General features: G+C 63.4%; 19 protein-coding genes. 3 read left to right on the top strand and 16 right to left on the bottom strand.

Features of this window, described 5'->3' with window-relative positions:
• Window positions 1-55 precede the first annotated feature (55 nt).
• Complete coding sequence (gene ftsY / locus AZF01_RS00190; RefSeq protein WP_024707006.1) at window positions 56-1,426, top strand: signal recognition particle-docking protein FtsY; 1,371 nt, start codon at window positions 56-58, stop codon at window positions 1,424-1,426.
• A gap of 97 nt (window positions 1,427-1,523) precedes the next feature.
• Window positions 1,524-2,177, top strand: coding sequence for a septation protein A (locus AZF01_RS00185; RefSeq protein ID WP_024707005.1), 654 nt, complete (start codon window positions 1,524-1,526; stop codon window positions 2,175-2,177).
• Between the two features lie 41 nt (window positions 2,178-2,218).
• Here AZF01_RS00185 and AZF01_RS00180 read toward each other — a convergent pair whose 3' ends face one another.
• The 4 genes from AZF01_RS00180 to purE form a co-directional block, all read right to left on the bottom strand.
• Window positions 2,219-2,809 carry a hypothetical protein gene (locus tag AZF01_RS00180; protein WP_152534461.1) on the bottom strand — a complete coding sequence of 197 codons (591 nt, stop codon included), beginning with the start codon at window positions 2,807-2,809 and terminating at the stop codon, window positions 2,219-2,221.
• Between the two features lie 75 nt (window positions 2,810-2,884).
• The gene (ykgO, locus tag AZF01_RS00175) at window positions 2,885-3,010 is read right to left on the bottom strand and encodes a type B 50S ribosomal protein L36 (RefSeq protein ID WP_018064355.1); all 126 of its coding nucleotides are present in this window, start codon (window positions 3,008-3,010) and stop codon (window positions 2,885-2,887) included.
• 127 nt (window positions 3,011-3,137) lie between these two features.
• Window positions 3,138-4,211 (bottom strand): 5-(carboxyamino)imidazole ribonucleotide synthase, encoded by a 1,074-nt coding sequence (locus AZF01_RS00170; RefSeq protein ID WP_024707003.1) that lies wholly within the window; start codon window positions 4,209-4,211, stop codon window positions 3,138-3,140.
• 4 nt (window positions 4,212-4,215) lie between these two features.
• Window positions 4,216-4,707 (bottom strand): 5-(carboxyamino)imidazole ribonucleotide mutase, encoded by a 492-nt coding sequence (gene purE, locus AZF01_RS00165; protein ID WP_036236266.1) that lies wholly within the window; start codon window positions 4,705-4,707, stop codon window positions 4,216-4,218.
• Window positions 4,708-5,046: 339 nt separating this feature from the next.
• On the opposite strand from purE, the gene AZF01_RS23325 reads away from it, so the two are divergent.
• A complete protein-coding gene (locus tag AZF01_RS23325) occupies window positions 5,047-5,220 on the top strand; it encodes a YdcH family protein (RefSeq protein ID WP_036236258.1) in 174 nt (57 codons plus the stop codon).
• A 99-nt stretch (window positions 5,221-5,319) separates the two neighbouring features.
• On the opposite strand, the gene AZF01_RS00160 is transcribed toward AZF01_RS23325, so the two are convergent.
• The 12 genes from AZF01_RS00160 to AZF01_RS00105 all read right to left on the bottom strand — a co-directional run bounded on the left by AZF01_RS00160 (window position 5,320) and on the right by AZF01_RS00105 (window position 19,962).
• Window positions 5,320-5,664 (bottom strand): DUF6665 family protein, encoded by a 345-nt coding sequence (locus AZF01_RS00160; RefSeq protein ID WP_024707001.1) that lies wholly within the window; start codon window positions 5,662-5,664, stop codon window positions 5,320-5,322.
• A gap of 133 nt (window positions 5,665-5,797) precedes the next feature.
• Complete coding sequence (gene rpsA, locus AZF01_RS00155) at window positions 5,798-7,504, bottom strand: 30S ribosomal protein S1 (protein WP_024707000.1); 1,707 nt, start codon at window positions 7,502-7,504, stop codon at window positions 5,798-5,800.
• Between the two features lie 172 nt (window positions 7,505-7,676).
• Window positions 7,677-8,318 (bottom strand): (d)CMP kinase, encoded by a 642-nt coding sequence (gene cmk / locus AZF01_RS00150; protein ID WP_024706999.1) that lies wholly within the window; start codon window positions 8,316-8,318, stop codon window positions 7,677-7,679.
• 115 nt (window positions 8,319-8,433) lie between these two features.
• On the bottom strand, window positions 8,434-9,174 hold the full coding sequence (locus AZF01_RS00145; protein WP_024706998.1) for a DUF4167 domain-containing protein: 741 nt from the start codon (window positions 9,172-9,174) through the stop codon (window positions 8,434-8,436).
• 318 nt (window positions 9,175-9,492) lie between these two features.
• On the bottom strand, window positions 9,493-10,359 hold the full coding sequence (gene prmC / locus AZF01_RS00140) for a peptide chain release factor N(5)-glutamine methyltransferase (protein WP_024706997.1): 867 nt from the start codon (window positions 10,357-10,359) through the stop codon (window positions 9,493-9,495).
• Window positions 10,360-10,369: 10 nt separating this feature from the next.
• Window positions 10,370-11,452: a peptide chain release factor 1 gene (gene prfA / locus AZF01_RS00135; RefSeq protein WP_024706996.1), complete on the bottom strand. Its 1,083-nt coding sequence runs from the start codon at window positions 11,450-11,452 to the stop codon at window positions 10,370-10,372.
• A 59-nt stretch (window positions 11,453-11,511) separates the two neighbouring features.
• Entirely contained in the window at window positions 11,512-13,779 is a 2,268-nt protein-coding gene (gene ptsP / locus AZF01_RS00130; protein WP_024706995.1) for a phosphoenolpyruvate--protein phosphotransferase, read from the bottom strand.
• A gap of 84 nt (window positions 13,780-13,863) precedes the next feature.
• Entirely contained in the window at window positions 13,864-15,114 is a 1,251-nt protein-coding gene (locus AZF01_RS00125; protein ID WP_024706994.1) for an aspartate kinase, read from the bottom strand.
• 200 nt (window positions 15,115-15,314) lie between these two features.
• Window positions 15,315-16,088, bottom strand: coding sequence for an ABC transporter ATP-binding protein (locus AZF01_RS00120; RefSeq protein WP_036236253.1), 774 nt, complete (start codon window positions 16,086-16,088; stop codon window positions 15,315-15,317).
• Window positions 16,088-17,089, bottom strand: coding sequence for an iron ABC transporter permease (locus AZF01_RS00115; protein WP_024706992.1), 1,002 nt, complete (start codon window positions 17,087-17,089; stop codon window positions 16,088-16,090). The genes AZF01_RS00120 and AZF01_RS00115 overlap by 1 nt, the downstream gene beginning before the upstream one ends.
• Window positions 17,086-17,940 carry an ABC transporter substrate-binding protein gene (locus AZF01_RS00110; protein WP_244435519.1) on the bottom strand — a complete coding sequence of 285 codons (855 nt, stop codon included), beginning with the start codon at window positions 17,938-17,940 and terminating at the stop codon, window positions 17,086-17,088. Before AZF01_RS00110 ends, AZF01_RS00115 begins: the two co-directional genes overlap by 4 nt.
• 87 nt (window positions 17,941-18,027) lie before the next feature.
• Complete coding sequence (locus AZF01_RS00105) at window positions 18,028-19,962, bottom strand: TonB-dependent receptor domain-containing protein (RefSeq protein ID WP_061449598.1); 1,935 nt, start codon at window positions 19,960-19,962, stop codon at window positions 18,028-18,030.
• Between the last annotated feature and the right edge of the window lie 78 nt (window positions 19,963-20,040).

Raw genomic sequence — 20,040 nt, 5'->3', positions numbered from 1 at the left:
TGCCGCAGCGCACGGGATAAAGAACCGCAACCGGCAGAAACAGGAAATTATTCCCATGACCCTCGGCTTCATGAAAAACGTCTTCACCTTCGGCAAAAAGGAACAGAAGCCGAAGGAAGAACAAGTCGTCGCGCCGGAAGAGGAGAGTGAAGCCGTCACGCCGGAAGCGGAGCAATCCGAGCCGGAACCGTCCGCCGAGACCGTCGCCGCGGCTGAAAGCAGCGACCCGTGGGACGATGACAGCATTATCGGCGGTGTCGTCGGACGGTCTCATGATGAGCCGGAGGCGGCGCCGGAGAAGCCGCAGCCAGAACAGGCTCCTGCCTCCGAAGCACACGAGCCACCCGCGCAGGCTGGAGACCCTGCCGCCGCGACACCAGTCGAAGCGCCGCCGCAGGCCGCGGAAGAGCCGGCCCCTGCCCCGAAAAAGAACCAAGGCTTCGAAATCACCGCGGGCCCGAAGCCTGACGCGCCAAAGCCGCAGCCGACGAAAAAACTCTCCTGGTTCCAACGGTTGAAAGCCGGCCTGTTCCGTACCTCGCAGCAGCTTTCCGGGCAGATCGCCGCGCTTTTCACCAAGCGCAAGCTGGACGAGGAAGCGCTGGAGGAACTGGAGGACCTGCTGATCCAGGCCGATCTCGGCATCGAGACCGCCATGCGCATTACCGACACGCTGTCATCGGAACGCTACGGGCGGGATGTCACCGGCAAGGATGTGACCCGCATCATGGCCGGCGAAATCACCAAGGTGCTGCAGCCGGTGGCGAAGCCGCTGGCGCTGGATCTGTCGAAAAAGCCGCATGTCATTCTCGTCGTCGGCGTCAACGGCACCGGCAAGACCACCACGATCGGCAAGCTCGCCGCCAAGCTGACGCGCGCCGGTCTCAAGGTGACGCTGGGCGCGGGCGACACCTTTCGCGCCGCGGCCATCGAGCAGTTGAAGATATGGTCGGACCGCACGGGCGCCGAATTCGTCGGCACCAAGCTGGGGGCCGATGCCGCCGGCCTTGCCTATGACGCCTTCAAGCGCGGCCAGGAAAACGGCTCGGACGTGGTCATCATCGATACGGCGGGCCGGCTGCAGAACAAGGCCGAACTGATGGACGAACTGGCGAAGATCGTCCGCGTGCTTGGCAAGCTCGATCCGGACGCGCCGCACACCGTGCTGCAGACGCTCGACGCCACCACCGGCCAGAACGCCATGAGCCAGGTGGAGATCTTCCGCAACATCGCCGGCGTCTCCGGTCTCGTCATGACCAAGCTCGACGGCACGGCCCGCGGCGGCATTCTGGTGGCGATCGCCGCCAAGCACAAACTGCCCGTCTATTTCATCGGCGTCGGCGAGGGGATCGACGACCTTGAACCCTTCGAGGCGGAAGAATTTGCCCAGGCCATTGCCGGCACCCCGGAAGAAGAAGAGGCATAAAACGCGCGCGCCCGTAAAATGGCCGCTTTTGGGGTTGAAGGGACGCCGCTCCCATATGATATGAGCCGACGGTGCCATCCATGAGAAACGACAGATTATGAGCGACAGCAGCCCTAAAAAACTGACGACCGAACAGAAGGAAGAGCCGTTCCTGAAGCTTGTCTTCGAGCTCGGGCCGCTGATGATCTTCTTCTTCGCCAATCTGCGCGGCGAATGGCTGATGAAAACCGTCCCGGCTCTTGCTGCCTTCGGCACCCCGCTTCTGGTGGCAACCGCGCTGTTCATGGCGGCAACCGTCATCTCGCTCGTCGCCTCGCGCATCGTCATGGGCAATATTCCGATCATGCCGCTCGTCTCCGGCGTCGTTGTGCTGGTGTTCGGCGCGCTGTCGCTCTGGCTGCAGGACGAGACCTTCATCAAGATGAAGCCGACCATCGTCAACGGGCTGTTCGCCGCCGTTTTGCTGGGCGGCCTTGTTTTCGGCCGCTCACTGCTCGGCTACGTGTTCCACTCCGCCTTCAGGCTGGATGACGAGGGCTGGCGCAAGCTGACGCTCAGATGGGGCCTGTTCTTCGTCTTCCTGGCAATCATCAACGAGGTTGTCTGGCGCAATTTCTCCGCCGATGTCTGGGTCAATTTCAAGGTCTGGGCGACGATGCCGATCACCATCGCCTTCACCCTTGCCCAGATGCCGCTGATCATGCGTCATTCGGTCGAGCCGATCGGCGAGGAAAAGAAGGACGAGGGCTGAGAGCTTCGGACCTCCCCGCCCGTTTGCCGGGTCGGCGCCGATCACAGCCGTCGGCCGGCCAGATCGTTTTCCGTATTGTCCACATAGGCGCTGACATCGCGGTCGGCAGGATAGAAGTCGAGATAGCGCCGCCAGACCTTGAGCGCGGCCTCGGGCCGCCCGGTGCGGTCGAGGATGGTCGCCATCAGGCCGAGCCCGCCGAAATCGCGCGGTTCCAGCGCCAGCGCGCTGCCGATATCGTCCATCGCCCGGTTCAGGTCTCCATGGGTATAATGGATGACGGCGCGCTTGCGGTAGGCCGCGGGCTCGTCGGGCCGAAGCGCGATTGCCTCCGACAGGAAATCAAGCGCCGCCGCCGTGCGGCCATCGGCCTCAGCCGCGTCCGACCATTCGATCAGCAACGAGACGGTCGCGCTTGGCGAACGGTCGAGATAATCGTCAATCTCCTTGGCAAAGGCCGCCGCCTCGCCGGAATCCCGGGTACGGGCAAGCTGACGATACATCGCGTCGAGCGGATCCGCCGGCGCTTCGACTGCCGCCTCGCCGCCATCACGCGCTTGCGCGGCGACAGTAGGCGCCGCCAGGGGCGCAAGCGAAAACAACGTCAGGAATACAGGCATAAAAAAGCGCATGACGGGATGGTATCCCGTCATGGCGAAATTTCAAACAGATATTGCCCCGGCCCGATCACGGACCGGTGACCGCAATCAGCCCTGGCGGGCCTTGAAGCGCGGGTTCTGCTTGTTGATGATGTATACTCGGCCCTTGCGGCGCACCAGACGGTTTTCCCGGTGACGGGACTTGAGCGCCTTGAGCGAATTCTTGATCTTCATGTTTTCGATCCGCTGTTTGTGCCGCTCTCGACTGATCAGTAAAGGCGGTCTGTTTCAACATTCAAAAGCGCGCCGGTATGGGGCGCGCTTGGCTGTGGCCGGTTCCTAGCGAAAGGCCGGGCGAAAGTCAACCGTTCCGGCCGTTTTCGTGGCGCTGAAGCACGGTCACGTGGCCCATCTTCCGTCCCGGCCGGGTCTCGGCCTTGCCGTAGAGGTGGACAAGCGCGCCCGGCGTCATCATGTAACGCGGAATATCATCCATATCGTCGCCGACGATGTTGTACATCACGCAGTCACTGTGGCGCGCCGGATCGATCAGCGGCAGGCCACAGACGGCGCGGATATGCTGCTCGAACTGCGAGGTCACGCAGGCCGCCTCGCTCCAGTGGCCGGAATTGTGCACGCGCGGGGCAAACTCGTTTGCCAGCAGCCGCCCGTCCCGGGCGACGAACAGTTCCAGCCCGGCAACGCCGACATATTCCAGCGCGATCAGAAGCCGCTCGGCCGCGATTCTCGCTTTGCGGATCACATCATCCGACACGCGCGCCGGTACGCGCGAGAGCCTCAGAATGCCGCCGCTGTGCTCGTTTTCCGCCGGATCGAACGAGACGAGGCCGCCATCCATGCCGCGCGCGGCGATGACCGAAATCTCGCAGGCAAAATCGATCCATTCCTCGAAGATCGCCGGCGCGCCGCCAAGGGCTTCAAAGGCCGCTCCGGCATCGTCGCCCGCGCCGGCGAAGACCCACTGTCCCTTGCCGTCATAGCCGAAGCGGCGCGTCTTCAACACGCCGCGCCCGCCGAAGCGCTGCAACGCGGCATCGAGATCGGCGCGGCTATCAACCGCGTGGAAACCGGCCGTCGGAATGCCGCACTCATTGAGGAAGGACTTTTCGGCCAGCCGGTCCTGCGCGATCGACAGCGCGCGGGCCGGCGGATAGACCGGCCGCTCGGCGGCAAGAAGGGCGGCGCTCTTTTCCGGCACATTCTCGAATTCATAGGTGATGACGTCGCAATGGGACGCAAGCTCGCCAAGCGCGCGCGCATCGTCATAACCCGCGACGATATGGTCGTTCGCCACCTGAGCCGCCGGGCAATGCGGATCCGGCTCCAGAATGACGGTGCGGATCGAAAGCCGGGCCGCGGCCATGGCCAGCATGCGGCCGAGCTGGCCGCCGCCGATGATGCCGATGGTTCTCATTCGCCTATTCGTCCTTGTCGATGGGATATTCTGCGACATGGGCCGCCTGGCGGGCGCGATAGTCATCAAGCCTGCCGGCAAGCTCCGGGTCCGCCAGCGCCAGCACGGCGGCGGCCAGCAGCGCCGCATTGACCGCGCCCGCCTTGCCGATGGCGAGCGTTCCCACGGGCACGCCCGCCGGCATCTGCACGATCGAAAGCAGGCTGTCCTGGCCGGAAAGCGCGCGCGACTGAACCGGGACGCCGAAGACCGGCAGCGGCGTCAGCGCGGCCAGCATGCCCGGCAGATGCGCCGCCCCGCCCGCGCCGGCAATGATGATCTGGAAGCCTTCTGCGCGCGCGCCGCGCGCAAAGTCGTAAAGCCGGTCCGGCGTGCGGTGCGCGGAGACGATGCGGGCATCGTAGTCAACGTCGAGAATGTCGAGCGTGTCGGCGGCATTCTTCATCGTTTCCCAGTCGGACTGGGAGCCCATGACGATGGCGACTTTCGGGTTCATGATCGGGCTCATCGGCTTCCGTTTCAGTCGTGGTTCCAATTATGGCGAAACCGGGCCGGGGTCTTTGCGCGTCGGGGTTTCGAAACCGGTCCACGCCTTTCACGCCCGACGCTCCGGGCCACGGTCAGTTGCGGCAAAAGCCTGCCCAGGAAGGCCTTAGCATCATTCGATTTCGGTGAAAAGCAAGCGATTGCCCCATGACAGCGCAGACATTGAAAATGCCGCCGGAAAATCACATTTCCGCCTTCGACAAGCGTCACGAAACGTGGCATGATTTTATTGCAAATTGATGACGAGGCGCCGCATCCTGCGGCGATAAGTAAAGGAAGGACGTGTGAAATGTCAGTTCAGACCCACCTTGCCGCCCTTGAGGAAAAACACTCCGCGCTCGAGAAGGAGCTGCAGAGCGTGATGTCCTCGCCGTCAAGCCATGATGAGGAAATCAACGAACTCAAACGCAAGAAGCTTCAGCTCAAGGACGAGATCGAGCGCCTCCAGCACTCGGCGAACTGATCATCAAGCCTTTCCGTGAAATGCAATGCGCCCCGGTTTATCAACCGGGGCGTTTTTTTGTGAACGGCTTTGCGAAAGGGCCTTGGAGCCGTCGCCGCCTCAGGTCTCTTCCGCCTTTTTCATCACGCCGACGCGCAACATCACCTCGCGGGGAATATCATAGGTCGATGTCAGGTGATGGTCGGTCCTGAGCCCGAGATAGTCGCGCTGGATGAAGAGCGCGAAGGCGCGATCGGCCGCCTCCTGCACCAGTGCATCGCGATCCTGGTTGGAGCCCGGCGTCTCGTCGTGGCGTTTGAGGGCGGCGAGCGCCTCTTCCAGCCTGCGCCCGATCCGCCCCAGCGCCTGTGCCGTCTCCTGCATGATCTCGTATTGCAGGGCGTCCATCCTGGGATCGAGCGGCCTGCTGTTCGTCCCGGGCAATATCGGTGTCTTTTTTGCCATGGTCATTTCCTCTACCGCTTCGTCTTCCAAACATCGGAAGGCAGGCCGCTATCGTCAAGTTTGACGGCCAAAAAGAAAAACCGCCGGGCGTTGCCACCCGGCGGCTTGAACTCAGTCAGCGCAAGCGGAACGCTTACTGGTCGTCGCGGTTCTTCAGAGCCGCGCCCAGGATGTCGCCGAGCGAGGCGCCACTGTCGGACGAACCGAACTGTGCCACGGCTTCCTTCTCCTCGGCGATTTCAAGCGCCTTGATGGAGAGCATGACCTTGCGGTCGCGCTTGGAGAAGTTGGTGACGCGGGCGTCGAAGACCTGACCGACGGAGAAACGCTCGGGGCGCTGCTCGTCGCGGTCGCGGGCGAGATCCGAACGGCGGATGAAGGCCGAGATGTCGTCGTGGTTGACGAGCTTGACCTCGACACCGCCGTCGTTGACGGCAGTGACTTCGCAGGACACGACAGCACCCTTGCGCAGATCGCCGGAAGCTGCGGCTTCCGTGAGCGAATCCTTGCCGAGCTGCTTGATGCCGAGCGAGATGCGTTCCTTGTCGATATCGACATCGAGAACGACAGCCTTGACGACGTCACCCTTGTTGTACTCCTCGATGACCTGCTCGCCCGGACGGTTCCAGTCGAGGTCGGAGAGGTGCACCATGCCGTCGACATCGCCTTCGAGACCGATGAACAGGCCGAATTCGGTCTTGTTCTTGATCTCGCCTTCGACAACCGTGCCGGACGGATGCGAGAAGGAGAAGGCTTCCCACGGGTTCTCGAGCGTCTGCTTGAGGCCGAGCGAAATGCGGCGCTTGGCCGGATCGACTTCGAGCACTACGACGTCGACGTCCTGCGTGGTCGACAGGATTTTTCCGGGGTGGACGTTCTTCTTGGTCCAGGACATTTCCGAGATGTGGATCAGGCCTTCGATGCCCGGCTCCAACTCGACGAACGCACCATAATCGGTGATGTTCGTGACCGTACCGGAGATCTTCTTGCCTTCCGGATACTTGGCCTGGATGCCATCCCACGGATCAGCTTCAAGCTGCTTCATGCCCAGGGAAATGCGGTGCGTTTCCTGGTTGATGCGGATGATCTGAACCTTGACGTTCTGGCCGATGGACAGAAGCTCGGTCGGATGGTTGACACGACGCCATGCCATGTCGGTGACGTGCAGCAGCCCGTCGATGCCGCCGAGATCGACGAAGGCGCCGTAATCGGTGATGTTCTTGACGACACCCTCGACAACCTGGCCCTCTTCGAGGTTCTGGACGATTTCCGAACGCTGTTCCGCACGGCTTTCCTCAAGAACGGTCCGGCGCGAAACGACGATGTTGCCGCGGCGCTTGTCCATCTTCAGGATTTCGAATGGCTGCGGCGTGTGCATCAGCGGGGATACGTCGCGGATCGGGCGAATGTCCACCTGGGAACGCGGCAGGAAGGCGATCGCACCGTCGAGATCGACCGTGAAGCCGCCCTTGACCTGGTTGAAGATCATGCCTTCGACGCGCTCGCCGGCCTCGAACTTGGCCTCGAGCTTGACCCATGCTTCCTCGCGGCGGGCCTTCTCACGCGACAGGACAGCCTCGCCCAGCGCGTTTTCGATGCGCTCGACATAGACTTCGACTTCGTCGCCAACCTTCAGCTCGCCATCCTTGCCGCGCGCGCCGAATTCCTTCAGCGGTACGCGACCTTCGACCTTCAGGCCGACGTCGATGATGGCCATGTCCTTTTCGATGGACGTGACCAGGCCCTTGGCAACATAGCCTTCGGCAAGATCATTGTTCGCGCCGAAGGATTCCTCGAGCATTGCGGCGAAATCGTCGCGCGTGGGGGTTTGTGCAGTCATGAAAACTCCTGGATCGTGTCCGTTCTCTTGAACCGAACACGCGTTGCGCCGGTGGCTGGTGTTGATCTTCGGCTGTCACCACACCCCTCTTCGCCTTTTCGGGAAAGACAAAGAGCATTCCGGCGCATGGATGCAGTGAAAACCTTGATTTGCGGAGCCTCCTCCGCATGCATTACGGGTCAAGCCGCTGGTCCACGAGGGCGCGCGCGGCCTGAAACGCGGCCTCTATACCCATTTTGGACGTATCAAGCAAGTGCGCATCGTCCGCGGGGCGCAACGGACTGTCCTTTCGCCCCATGTCCCGCGCGTCGCGGCGGCGGACATCGTCGAGGATCGCATCGAAATCGGCCGTCTCGCCCTTGGCGACGATCTCGTCATAGCGGCGTCTGGCGCGGATCTCGGCATCGGCCGTCACATAAAGCTTCACCGGCGCCTCAGGGCAGACCACCGTGCCGATGTCGCGGCCGTCGAGCACAGCACCCTTGCCGGCGACGGCGAAGCGCCTTTGCGCTTCGACCAGCGCGACGCGCACGGCGGGCATGGAAGCGACCTTCGATGCCGCCTCGCCGATGTCATGGGCCGAAAGCACCGCGCGGTCGAGATTGCCGAGATCGACACTGGCGGCCATCTCGGCCGCAACCGCCTCGTCGTCCAGCGGCTTTCCCGCATCGATAAGCGCCTTCGCCGTTGCGCGGTAGGTGAGCCCGGTGTCGAGATGCGGCAGGCCGTAATGCGCGGCAAGCCTGCGCGCCAGTGTTCCCTTGCCGGCCGCCGCCGGTCCGTCGATTGCGATGACAAAGCCCATGACACTCATTCCGTTCCGTTTGACGCTGACATAGCGCATCGGACCGAAAATCGGAACAACCGGATCAAACGAAAAAGGCCCGGCTGAAAAACCGGGCCCGATGTTCGAGTACCGTGAAAAACGCCTATTCCGAGGCGCTGTCGGCAAGCGCGGGGGCCTTGTCCTTCTTGGCAGGCTTGGACGACGCGTCCTTGCCCTCGTCGCCTTCGGCCTCGGCCTTCGGTGTGCGGCGGCGGCGCGTCGGCTTTTTCGGAGCCTCGGCTTCTTCGCCATTCTCGCCGGCGGAAGCGGCGCTTTCGTCCTCGCCGGCATTTTCGGCGGCGGCGCGCTTGGTGCGGCGCGGACGGCTGGCGGCGGTCGAACGGCGGCGGGATTTCGTCGCCGGCTGGCCCTCGGCCTCTTCGGCCGCAACCTCGGCGGGCGTTCCGTCGATCACCGGCTGCGGGCCGTCGGCATCCACCTGGGGCTCCTGCCTGCGCTGCTGTTCCTTGCGCTCGCCGCGCTCGTCGGACGACGACTGGTTATTGTTGTTGTTGCCCTTCTTGGCCGCAACATCGTCATTCTCGTCGTCGGAGCGGTCGTCGCGCTGATGGCGCTCCTGAAGCTGCGACTGGGCCGCGGCAATGATACGGTTATAGTGCTCGGCGTGCTGGAGATAGTTCTCCGCCATCACCCGGTCGCCCGCCCCTTGCGCATCACGCGCAAGCGACATGTATTTTTCCGCGACATGCTGCGCGGTGCCCCGCACCTTCACATCAGGACCGGTACTGTCATAAGTCCGGGTCAGCGGGTTGGCGCCCTTACGGTTGAAGTTATTATTGCCGCCGCGCCCCCGGCTGCGCTTATTCTGCTGTCCTGACCTCATGGAGTATTCACCTGAATTTTCTGTCAATGGTCGAGCTACGCCTTGGCCGTTCCCGCATCAGCGAAACACGGCGGCATAGCCCCGTTGGCAGGGCAAATAACCCGCTGCCATTCGTGGAATCCAAATACCTGAATCACGCAAAAGACGGCATGTCACAATGAACCAACATTGGACGAAAAACCTTGAGACTGTTGCCTGGCGACGAATCGCCCGTTTCGTTCAGTCACCGTTTTGCGTGGCTGCAACCTATCGTGCTTGTCTAAAAATTCCAAGCCCTTTCTTCGCCTGTTTTGAAAAAGGCCGGAACCGGCTTGATTTTCAGCTTTTCCGGGCGCTTGCAAAAATGACAACGCGGTCATTTCCGCCAAAATCCCTGTGCGATTGTGCAAGTGCGAACCCTTCTTCGGAGAAGATCGCGGTCACCATGTCCTTCTGGTCAAAGCCGATCTCAAGCGCAACAATGCCGTCTTCGGCCAGGTGGTCCGAGGCTTTCGCCGCGATCGCGCGATAGGCGTCAAGACCGTCCTTGCCTCCGTCCAGCGCAAGGGCGGGATCATGCTCCCTGACCTCGGGCGCCAGTGTATCGATCACGTCCGAGACGATATAGGGCGGATTTGACACAATCATGTCGTATCGCCCCCTTGCCGCATCGAGCCATGGTCCGCGCGCCGTCTCGAAACGATCCGCGACACCGTTTATCAAGGCATTGGCGCGCGCGGTTTCAAGAGCCCCGTCGGCAATATCCGTGGCAAGCGCGGTCGCTCCGGCGCAATTTTTCAACAGAGCGACCGCAATCGCGCCGGTTCCGGTGCCAAGATCGACGAAACGGACCGCGCCTTTTCGCCGAACCGTCTGCTTGAGAAAGGCAAGCGCATGCTCGACCAGATTTTCCGTGTCCGGCCGCGGCTCCAGCGTGTCGGCGGACAGCATGAAGTCGAGACCGAAGAATTCGCGCGCGCCGAGGATGCGGTAGACGGGTTCGCGCGCAAGCCGCCTCGCCATGGCGGCCGATACGGCGATCTCTTCATCCGGCTCGATCACGCGGGCGCCCTCGGTCATCATCTCCGTCAGGGACAGGCCGAGCACGCCGCTGACCAGATGACGCGCATCCTCTGCCGGCGTTTCAAGACCTCCCGCCTCGAAGGCGGCAACGGCCTTGCGATAGAGCGCTGAAAGCGTCGTCACGCCCGTATCCTCAATTGACCTTCGCGCCGAGAAGCGCGAGTTGGCCGGCCTGGTAATCGGCGACGAGCGCGTCGACGATCTCGTCGAGATCGCCGGCGATCACGGCATCGAGCTTGTAGAGCGTCAGGTTGATGCGGTGATCGGTGACGCGGCCTTGCGGAAAATTATAGGTGCGGATGCGCTCCGACCGGTCGCCCGAACCGACCTGGGCCTTGCGGTCGGCAGACCTTTCGCTGTCGGCGCGCTGGCGCTCCATGTCGAAAAGCTTGGCGCGCAGCACCTGCATGGCCTTCGCCCGGTTCTGGTGCTGGGATTTCTCCGAACTGGTGACGACGATGCCGGTCGGGATATGGGTAATGCGCACGGCAGAGTCGGTGGTGTTGACATGCTGACCGCCCGCACCGGACGAGCGCATCGTGTCGATGCGGATATCTTCCTGGCGGACCTCGATATCGATGTCCTCTGCCTCCGGAAGAACGGCAACGGTCGCCGCCGAGGTATGGATGCGCCCGCCGGCCTCGGTTTCCGGCACGCGCTGCACGCGGTGCACGCCGGATTCGAATTTCAGCCGCGAGAAAACGCCGCGCCCGGAAACGGAGGCGATGATTTCCTTGTAGCCGCCGGCATCGCCTTCGCTTGCGGAAAGTACCTCGACCTTCCAGCCCTTGTCGGAGGCGTAGCGCTCATACATGCGGAAGAGGTCGCCGGCAAAAAGCGCCGCCTCGGAACCGCCGGTCCCGGCGCGGATTTCCAGCACCGCGCTCTTCTCATCGGCCGCATCGCGCGGCAGCAGCAGGAGCTGGATTTCCCCGGTCAGCGCCTCGATGCGCTCCTCAAGCTCCGGCACTTCCATTTCGGCGAGATCGCGCATCTCCCTGTCGGTCGCGCGATCGGAAAGCAGGCTTTCGAGGTCGGCAAGCTCGCGTTCGGCGGACTGATAGGCGCGGATCTTGGCCACCACCGGCTCGAGCTCGGCATATTCGGAGGCGAGCCTCACATAGGTCTCGGCGTCGGGGCCGGACGACATGCGCGCCTCGACCTCGGCAAAACGCCGTTCCAGTTCCCGCATCTTTTCCTGTGGTAGCATCGCCACGGGTCATTCTCTCCGCTTGTTGTTGGTCTTTTTTGCCGCCTGCGTTTTTAAAAACGCCGCTAAAGCGGAATATTGTGCTCGCCGGCAAAGCGTTCCAGAAGGGCGCGCACCGGCGTCAGGTTCGCCGGATCATCGAGCGCCGCGTTCACGACATCGCTGACGGCCGAAATGTCGAGACCGAGCAGCATCGCCTTCACCGGACCGATCGCCGTCGCGGACATCGACACCGAGCGATAGCCGATGGCAAAAAGGGCCAGCGCCGAAATGGGCTTGCTGGCATATTCGCCGCACAGCGTCACCGGAACATTGTTGCGCTCGCCGGCCCGCACGATATCGCGCAGCATTCTGAGGAAAGGCTTGCTGATCGTGTCATAACGGTCGGAAACGCGGGCATTTCCGCGATCGATCGCCATGAAGAACTGGTAAAGATCGTTGGAGCCGACCGAGACGAAATCGACCTCGGCCATCAGTTCATCGATCTCGTAAAGCAGCGCCGGCACTTCCAGCATCGCGCCGAGTTCTATTCTGCGCGGCACCTGATGGCCGAAACGGGCCATGTACTGCACTTCCTTGGCCATCAGCGCGCGGGCCTCGCGGATCTCGCCGACCTCGGAAACCATCGGCACCATGACCCTGAGCGTCTCGCCGGCCGAGGCCTTCATCAGCGCGCGCAGCTGCATGCGCAGGAGATAGGGCCGGTCGAGCGCCAGACGGATCGCGCGCCAGCCCATGGCCGGGTTTTCCTCTTCCTGCGCGCGGAAATAGGAGACCATCTTGTCGGAGCCGATGTCGAGGGTGCGGAAAGTGACGGGACGATTGCCCGCATGGTCGAGCACCTGGCGATAGAAGCTCTCCTGCTCGGCCGCCTTCGGCATGCGCGAGGCGATCATGAACTGCAGCTCGGTGCGGAACAGGCCGATCCCTTCCGCGCCCGAATCGTCAAGCTGCGGCAGGTCGACCAGAAGCCCGGCATTCATCATCAGCTTGAAGCGTACGCCGTCGGCGGAGACCGGATCGACGGACCGGAGAGCCCGGAATTGCTCCTGGCGGCGCGCCCTCAGCCTCAGCTTTTCCTCATAGGCGGTGACGACCGCATCGAGCGGGCGCACATGCACCTCGCCATCATCACCGTCGACAATGATCGCATCGCCGTTCTCCACCTGGGCGGCAACGCCGGTCGCCTGGCCGATGACCGGAATGCCCATGGCGCGCGCGACGATGATGACATGGCTGGTCGCCGCTCCCTCCTCGAGTACAAGGCCGCGCAGTTTCTCGCGCGGGTAATCGAGAAGCTCGGCCGGGCCCATCACGCGGGCGACGACCACGGCGTCCTCGGGGAAATTCTCCCCGTCCGTATCGACCGCATGGCCGGTCAGCTGACGCAGCAGCCGGTTGGCAAGGTCATCGAGATCATGCATGCGGTCGCGCATGAAGGGGTCGGTGAGGCGGATCATCCGGGCCTTGGTGTCGCTCTGCACCTTCTCCACGGCGCCCTCGGCCGTCAGCCCCAACATGATCGCTTCTTCAAGCCGCCGGACCCAGCCGCGGTCATGAGCGAACATGCGGTAGGTTTCCAGCACCTCGCGGTGCTCGCCCTCCGAAGGCACGTCATTGCGCTGAAGAAGCTCGTCGATCGAGAAACGCAGCTTCTCGATCGCCGCGCGCAGCCGCGCGATCTCGGCGTCGCTGTCCTCGTTGACGAGGTTGTTGATCATGATTCGCGGTTCGTGCAGCACGGCATGGCCGAGCGCGATGCCCTCGCCATAGGCATCGCCCGAAAGCGACACCGAGCGGGTCAGGTCGAGCTCCATGCCCGGTCGGGTGATCTTCTTCAGGTCACCGGAGGCGATCAGTTCGGCAAGCAGCATCGCCGCCGTCTGCAGCGCCTCGACCTCTTCCTCGCTATAGGCATGCTCGTCGGTGTTCTGCACCACGAGAACGCCGAGCGTGCGGCCGGCGCGCAGGATCGGCACGCCCATGAAGGAGTGATAGATTTCCTCGCCCGTTTCCGGCAGATAACGGAAGGCGGGGTGGGACTGGGCATCGGAAAGGTTCAGCGGCCGCGCGGAAGCCGCAATTGTGCCGACAAGACCCTGGCCCATGCGCAGGCTCGCCAGGTGAACCGCATCGCGCTTCAGGCCTTGCGTCGCATAAAGCTCAAGCACGCTGTCGGCTCTGAGCACATAGACCGAACACACGGCCGCGACCATGTTGTCGGCAATCTGGCCGACGATGCGGTCAAGGCGGTCCTGCGGCTCCAGCGGCTCGGCCATCAGTTCCCTGAGCCGCTTCAGCAGGATACGCGGGCTCGGTGCTTGGTGGTTCATAGCAGTCTGTCCCCGGTGGAGAAACCGTCTAGGTTTCAGTCGGACCGTTCCGAAACGAGGGGTTTGCGGACAATCCGTTACGGCTTATTTATCGAGACCGTAGCAGGAATGCAAAGTTCTGACAGCAAGCTCGGCATAGGCGCCGTCGATCAGGATCGAAATCTTGATCTCCGATGTCGTGATCGCCTTGATGTTGATGCCCTTCTGCGACAGTGCCTTGAAGGCCGATGCGGCAACGCCGGAATGCGAGCGCATGCCGATGCCGATCACCGAAATCTTGGCAAGCTCGGTCTCGCTCTGGATCACGTCATAGCCGATTTCGGATTGCTTGGCGGCAAGCGCCGCCTTGGCCTTCTCCACGTCCGACGCCGGCACGGTGAAGGTCATGTCGGTATGCGTGCCCTCTTCCGAGATGTTCTGCACGATCATATCGACATTGACATGAGCCTCGGCAAGAGGGCCGAAGATGGCGGCGGCAACACCGGGGCGATCTTCCACGCGGCGCAGCGAGATCTGCGCTTCATCCTTGGCATACGCGATGCCGGTCACGACTTCCTGTTCCAAAATCTCATCCTCGTCGCAAATCAGGGTTCCGGGCGGATTGTCGAAGTCGCCCATGCCCGGCGCATCCGGCGCCTCGAAACTCGAGCGCACGAATGTGCGCACTTTATGGACCATGGCCAGTTCGACGGAGCGCACCTGCAGCACCTTGGCGCCGAGCGAGGCCATTTCCAGCATTTCCTCGAATGCCACCTTCTTCATGCGTTTCGCCTTCGGCTCGACGCGCGGGTCGGTGGTGTAGACGCCGTCGACATCGGTGTAGATGTCGCAGCGATCCGCCTTGACCGCTGCCGCGATGGCAACGGCGGAGGTATCCGATCCGCCGCGGCCGAGGGTCGCGATCCGGTTGTCCGGACCGATGCCCTGGAAACCGGCGCAGACGGCAACCTGCCCCTCGCCCATGCGCTTGACGATATCCGAACCGTCGATATCGGCGATGCGGGCCGCGCCATGGGTGCTGTCGGTCCTGATCGGCACCTGCCAACCCTGCCAGGAGCGGGCGTTGACGCCCATGGACTGCAGCACGATGGCAAGAAGACCCGAGGTCACCTGCTCGCCGGAGGAGACGACCACATCATATTCGCGCGCATCATGCATCGGCGAGGCTTCACGCGTCCACTCGACGAGTTCGTTGGTCTTGCCAGCCATGGCGGAAACGACGACGGCAACCTCGTGGCCGGCATCGACCTCGCGTTTGACATGGCGCGCCACATTGCGGATACGCTCGATATTGGCGACGGAAGTGCCGCCGAACTTCATGACAATGCGGGCCATATTCCAACACTCGAATTTTCTGGCGTCCGAAAGCGATGGCGGACGCGACACCACGGCCATCCCCTGGAAACCCGGTTGGCGGCCGGACCGGTCGCAACCGGACTCACGCAGCCGGGAAAGCTGCGGTTTCTTAGCGAAATCGGACACCGCGCGCAATGGCGCTTGGCAAGAGTTTGACAGGCGCGCGGCCGGCCGAAGCGCTATTTTTTCGAAAGCCCTGTGGGCATGACCACCGGCCCGCCGCCGGCATGGCCGAAAAACGCCTCGACGCCATAAACGCGCCGAAGGTTTTCAGGCGTCAGCACAGCAGAGGGCGGCCCGTCGGCGACGACGCGTCCCTCCGACAGCATCACCAGCCGCGTGCACCAGCGCGCGGCCAGGCCCAGGTCATGCAGCGAGCAGACAACCGACCGCCCGTCGTGAAGGAGCGAGCCGAACACCTCCATCAGCGCAATCTGGTGGGCCGGATCGAGCCCCGCCACCGGCTCGTCGGCAACGAGCAACGGCGCTGCCTGGGCCAGAGCCCGGGCAATCAGCACCCGCGCACGCTCCCCGCCGGAAAGCGTGTCGGCGCGCCGGTCCGCAAGCGCGTCGACGCCCATGCATTCCATGGCGCGAGCGATGACATGGCCGCCGGCATAATCCCCGAAGACCGACGCTTCGCGCCAGGGCTGGCGGCCGAGGCCGACGATATGCCGCACAGCCACCGCCCAGGCGATTTCATGGTCCTGCGGCAGGTAGGCGACGGCGCGGGCGCGCTCGAGCGGCGTCATGGCGGCAAGCGGCCTGTCCGCCAGATTCACGTCGCCGGAGGCGCGGGCAAGGCCGAGACAGGCCTTCAGTAGCGTCGTTTTGCCGGCGCCGTTCGGCCCGATCAGGCCCACGAGCTCGCCATGACCGACCGAAAGGGTGACATTGTCGATGATGGCGCGCCCGCCGATGCGGACAGTGAGATTGTCGACGCCGAGCAGCATCAGATCAGCTCCCGCCGCGTCTTGAAGATCAGCCACAGAAAGAAGGGCGCGCCGATGAGCGCCGTCACGACTCCGATCTTCAGGTCCCGCTCGGGCGCAACCAGCCGCACGGCCACATCGGCCGCCAGAAGCACCGCCGCACCGCCCAGCGCGCTTGCCGGCAGAAGGCGGGACGGCACCGCGCCGACCAGCGGGCGCAGGAGATGCGGCACCACCAGCCCGACGAAGCCGATCGCGCCGGAGACGGCGGTCGCCGCCCCGACGCTTGCCGCAACGCCCCAGATCACCAACCGTTCGGTGGTTTTCGGTGATATGCCAAGGCTTTCCGCCGCGTCATGGCCGATCGTCATCGCATCAAGGGCGCGCGCTGACGAAAACAGCAGAACCCAGCCGAGCGCCATGAAGGGCACTGCCAGCCAGACCTGCAACATGGAGCGATCGGCCAGCGACCCGAGCATCCAGAACATGATTTCCATGGCCGCGAAGGGATTGGGCGAGAGGTTGAGCGCAAGCGCCGTCATCGCGCCGGCAAAGCTCGTCACGGCGACGCCGGCCAGAATGATCGACAGGCTGCGCGCGCCGCCGCCCGCCAGAAACCGCACCAGAACGACCGAGAGAACGGCAAAGACCAGCGCCAGAACCGGCAGCGCCAGCGCGAAAAGTGCTGACAAGCCCGTATAGATCGCGATCACCGCGCCAAGCGAGGCCGAGGCCGAAACCCCGAGAAGGCCCGGTTCGGCCAGCGGATTGCGCAGATAGCCCTGCAGAACCGCGCCTGACAGGCCGAGCGTCGCGCCGATTGCAAGGCCGAGAAGCGCGCGCGGGAGCCGGATTTCCTGCATGATCAGCGCGATCGCCCCGGCATCATGGCTGAAAAGACCGGAGAACGCCGCGCGAAAGCCGAACCCCGCCGGACCGACGGTGAGCGAGGCCACGAACAGCGCCGCCGCCAGCACGCCGAGGCCAAGGAGGAGACAAAGATAACGGCCCCGTTCAGTCATGGCGCGCCTGCGGAACGGAGCTGCCATTCGCCGAAACGGGAAGCCGCATCCTTCGCGCGCGGAGGCTCAATCCCGGCGGCAGCCCTCTTCAGGCGGGCGACCGCCTCAAGATTGAAAGGCCCGCCGCAGATCGTCAGGCGACTGGGCAGGTCGACAAGGTCCGCCTTGGCGGCGGCCGCGCGGAAGGCGGGATGGGCAAAGGGCGCTTCCGCCAGCGCCGGCGCGTCATAGCCGCTGTCTCCGCCGATGATGACCTCCGGCGCGGCCATGATCAGGCGCTCGAGCGGCAGGCGGCCGAGCCCGTCGACACCGGCTGATCTTCCGATATTGGAAAGTCCCGACCTGGCGACGATATCGCCGGCCAGCGTCTCCTTGCCCGACGTGTAGCCATTGGCAAAGTAGAGCGCTGCCGTCTTGCCGTTGGCCGGCATCGCCTCAAGGTCTGCGAGCGTTTCGTCCATGTCCGCGACAAGCCTTCCGGCCGCGTCTACACGGCCAAGCAGATGGCCCATGCGAAGCAGGTTCTCGCGCACATCGTCAAGCGAGGTTTCGGGGTCGAATTCGGCCACCGGTATGCCGAGCCGCTTAAGGAGGTCCACCGTCTCGCGCGTGGTGTAGCTGCCGGCGAGCACCAGGTCCGGCTTCATCAGGAAGACTTCCTCGGCAAGGCCGTGATTGAGCCTGTAGCCCCTGGCCTCCTCCGCCATCGCAGAAACCGCCGGATCGGCCGCAAGGTTCGACACCGAGACGAGCTGGCCGTCTTCGGCAAGCAGCATCGCCATCTGGTCGGCACACAGATTGATCGAGACGACGCGGGCCGGCGCGAAGCTCTGGTGACGGGCGAAAGCCATGCCTGGAACCAGCAAGGCAGGAAGGAGGCCGGCGCAGACGCTCGCGAGCTTCAGAAGATTTCGAGCCGAAAGCGCCGACCGCAGCATCTAGAAGGTCCTTTGGTAGGAAAGCGTTACCGTTGTGCCGGGCGCCTTGTAGCCATAGGTGGTCTCATAATCCTCATCGAACAGATTCTCCACCGCGAATTTGGCGCGCGCGGCCGGGTCGATATCGTAGAGTGCCGAGACATTGACCAGCGTGTAGTCGCCAAGCTGCGGATTATAGCTCGATTCATTGGTCCAGCGACTGCCGACATATTCGATATCGGCATTGAGATTGAGGGCTTCGGTCGCCTGCCAGCTTGCCGCCGCCGTCAGCTTCAGCCGGTTCTGGTCGGCGATATAGACGTCATCCGTCTCGTTCTTCGGCAGGCGGTATTCGAAGCCGAAATCAAGCCCGAGCCGGTCGTCCATCAGAGCCTGCGACCAGACAGCGCGCACGCCGGAAATCTTGGCCCTGTCGATGTTCTCCATCGTCCCGATATAGGTCACCGGATCGGAGACATAGGCGATCATGTCGTCGATATGGTTTTCATAGTAGACGAGATCGATGATCGTGCCGGTCCCCGAATCCCAGTTGAGGCCGGCTTCCCAGTTCTTCGAGGTTTCGGCATCGAGATCCGGATTGCCCTCATAGGTGCCGTCGAAGGCCCAGTAGAGATCGTTGAAGGTGGGGGCGTTGAAGCCGGTGGAATAGGAGGCCCGCGCCGTCAGCCCCGGAAGGAGCTCGTAGCCGAGGCCGACATTGTAGGTGAGCGCGCCGCCGAACTGTTCGTCCGCATCATAGCGCAGGCCGGCATTGACGGTCAGGGCCTCATATTCCAGGCCGTACTGGCCGTAGACCGCGCCGACCTTGCGCCCGGTCTGCGTATAGTCAACGGAACTGTCCACCGTCTCGCGATAGGCTTCGCCCCCGAGCGTGAAACTGTTGAGCGCATCGCCGGCGATCACCTCCTTCGTGGTCGAGGCCGAAAGGCCGAAGCGGTTGGTATCGTAATGCGTTTCGGCTTCCGGATGGTCGTCGCGGAAGTTCTTCTGGTAATCGAAGGCCGAATAGATCTCGAAGACAGAGGACAAGTCGTCGGCATGATCGAGCTCGGCGCCGAGCTTGAAGGCGGCATTGGTCTGGATCGCCTGGTTGGCGCCGTAGACCATGGCGCCGGTCATCCAGTCGGCGTAAGGCGCGCTGTCGAAATGCGGGTTGGAGCGGGCATAGAAGCCTTCCGAATAAAGCCGGCCCCAGGTGAAGTCCTTGCCGATCGCATAATTGAACGAGCCCTGCAGGAAACCGTCGCGGCCCGCCTCGTGAACCGGATTTTCAGGCGTGGTGAAATCATAGCCTTCGGTTCCGAGGATGGAGAGGCCGAGGTTGAAATCGACGCCACTGTCCGTAATCCCGCGGGTCGCCACCGTGCCGAAGCCGCCCCAGGGCCAGGTCACGCCGGTCTCGACCGTGGTGCAGATTGCCTGGCCGTTGGCGCAGGCCGAGCCATCCTTGGTGATGATGTTGACGACGCCGCCGATCGCATCCGCGCCCCACTCGGCCGAATGCGCGCCCTCGGCGATCTCGACCCGCGCGATGGCTGAGAGCGGGATATTGGAAAGATACGCCGAGCCGGCCGTCGCGGAGGCGACCCGCATGCCATCGACGAGCACCAGCGTCTGCGATGCGCTTGCGCCGCGCAGCGTGATCGAGGCCTGTGCGCCCTGCCCGCCATTGGCGGTAATGTTGACGCCCGGATACTTCCTCAGCAGCGACGGCAGGTCGGGCGCCGCCGATCGTTCGATATCCTCCTCATCGATCACGGTCACCGTCGAGGTCGACTGCAGGATCGTCGAGGGACGGCGCAGCGGCGTCGTCACATAGACCGGCTGCAGGTCGATCACGTCATCTCCGACGATCCCGGCATCCTGGGCAAGCACCCCCTGCGCAGGCGTCAGGATCAAAAGCGCGGCCGAGGCCGCAAGCATGGATTTGTTCATGTCATATCCCCAAGCCGACCGGTTTCAGGCCGGCCGAAAAAGCCCGTCGGGGAAGAAGTGACACGGCAAAACACCCGG

This window comes from Martelella sp. AD-3, assembly GCF_001578105.1.
In the GTDB taxonomy this organism is placed as follows: Bacteria; Pseudomonadota; Alphaproteobacteria; order Rhizobiales; family Rhizobiaceae; genus Martelella.
This window is presented reverse-complemented; position numbering and strand designations above follow the sequence as displayed.

Coding starts and splice junctions, on each gene's coding strand:
- AZF01_RS00145 (WP_024706998.1), bottom strand. CDS start 9,174: ATGAGGTCAGGACAGCAGAATAAGCGCAGCCGGGGGCGCGGCGGCAAT.
- purE (WP_036236266.1), bottom strand. CDS start 4,707: ATGAACCCGAAAGTCGCCATCGTCATGGGCTCCCAGTCCGACTGGGAA.
- AZF01_RS00120 (WP_036236253.1), bottom strand. CDS start 16,088: ATGCTGCTCGGCGTCGACAATCTCACTGTCCGCATCGGCGGGCGCGCC.
- ftsY (WP_024707006.1), top strand. CDS start 56: ATGACCCTCGGCTTCATGAAAAACGTCTTCACCTTCGGCAAAAAGGAA.
- ptsP (WP_024706995.1), bottom strand. CDS start 13,779: ATGAACCACCAAGCACCGAGCCCGCGTATCCTGCTGAAGCGGCTCAGG.
- AZF01_RS00110 (WP_244435519.1), bottom strand. CDS start 17,940: ATGGCTTTCGCCCGTCACCAGAGCTTCGCGCCGGCCCGCGTCGTCTCG.
- rpsA (WP_024707000.1), bottom strand. CDS start 7,504: ATGACTGCACAAACCCCCACGCGCGACGATTTCGCCGCAATGCTCGAG.
- AZF01_RS00115 (WP_024706992.1), bottom strand. CDS start 17,089: ATGACTGAACGGGGCCGTTATCTTTGTCTCCTCCTTGGCCTCGGCGTG.
- AZF01_RS00170 (WP_024707003.1), bottom strand. CDS start 4,211: ATGAGAACCATCGGCATCATCGGCGGCGGCCAGCTCGGCCGCATGCTG.
- AZF01_RS00105 (WP_061449598.1), bottom strand. CDS start 19,962: ATGAACAAATCCATGCTTGCGGCCTCGGCCGCGCTTTTGATCCTGACG.
- AZF01_RS00180 (WP_152534461.1), bottom strand. CDS start 2,809: ATGCGCTTTTTTATGCCTGTATTCCTGACGTTGTTTTCGCTTGCGCCC.
- AZF01_RS00125 (WP_024706994.1), bottom strand. CDS start 15,114: ATGGCCCGCATTGTCATGAAGTTCGGCGGCACTTCCGTCGCCAATATC.
- ykgO (WP_018064355.1), bottom strand. CDS start 3,010: ATGAAGATCAAGAATTCGCTCAAGGCGCTCAAGTCCCGTCACCGGGAA.
- cmk (WP_024706999.1), bottom strand. CDS start 8,318: ATGAGTGTCATGGGCTTTGTCATCGCAATCGACGGACCGGCGGCGGCC.
- AZF01_RS00160 (WP_024707001.1), bottom strand. CDS start 5,664: ATGGCAAAAAAGACACCGATATTGCCCGGGACGAACAGCAGGCCGCTC.
- AZF01_RS00185 (WP_024707005.1), top strand. CDS start 1,524: ATGAGCGACAGCAGCCCTAAAAAACTGACGACCGAACAGAAGGAAGAG.
- AZF01_RS23325 (WP_036236258.1), top strand. CDS start 5,047: ATGTCAGTTCAGACCCACCTTGCCGCCCTTGAGGAAAAACACTCCGCG.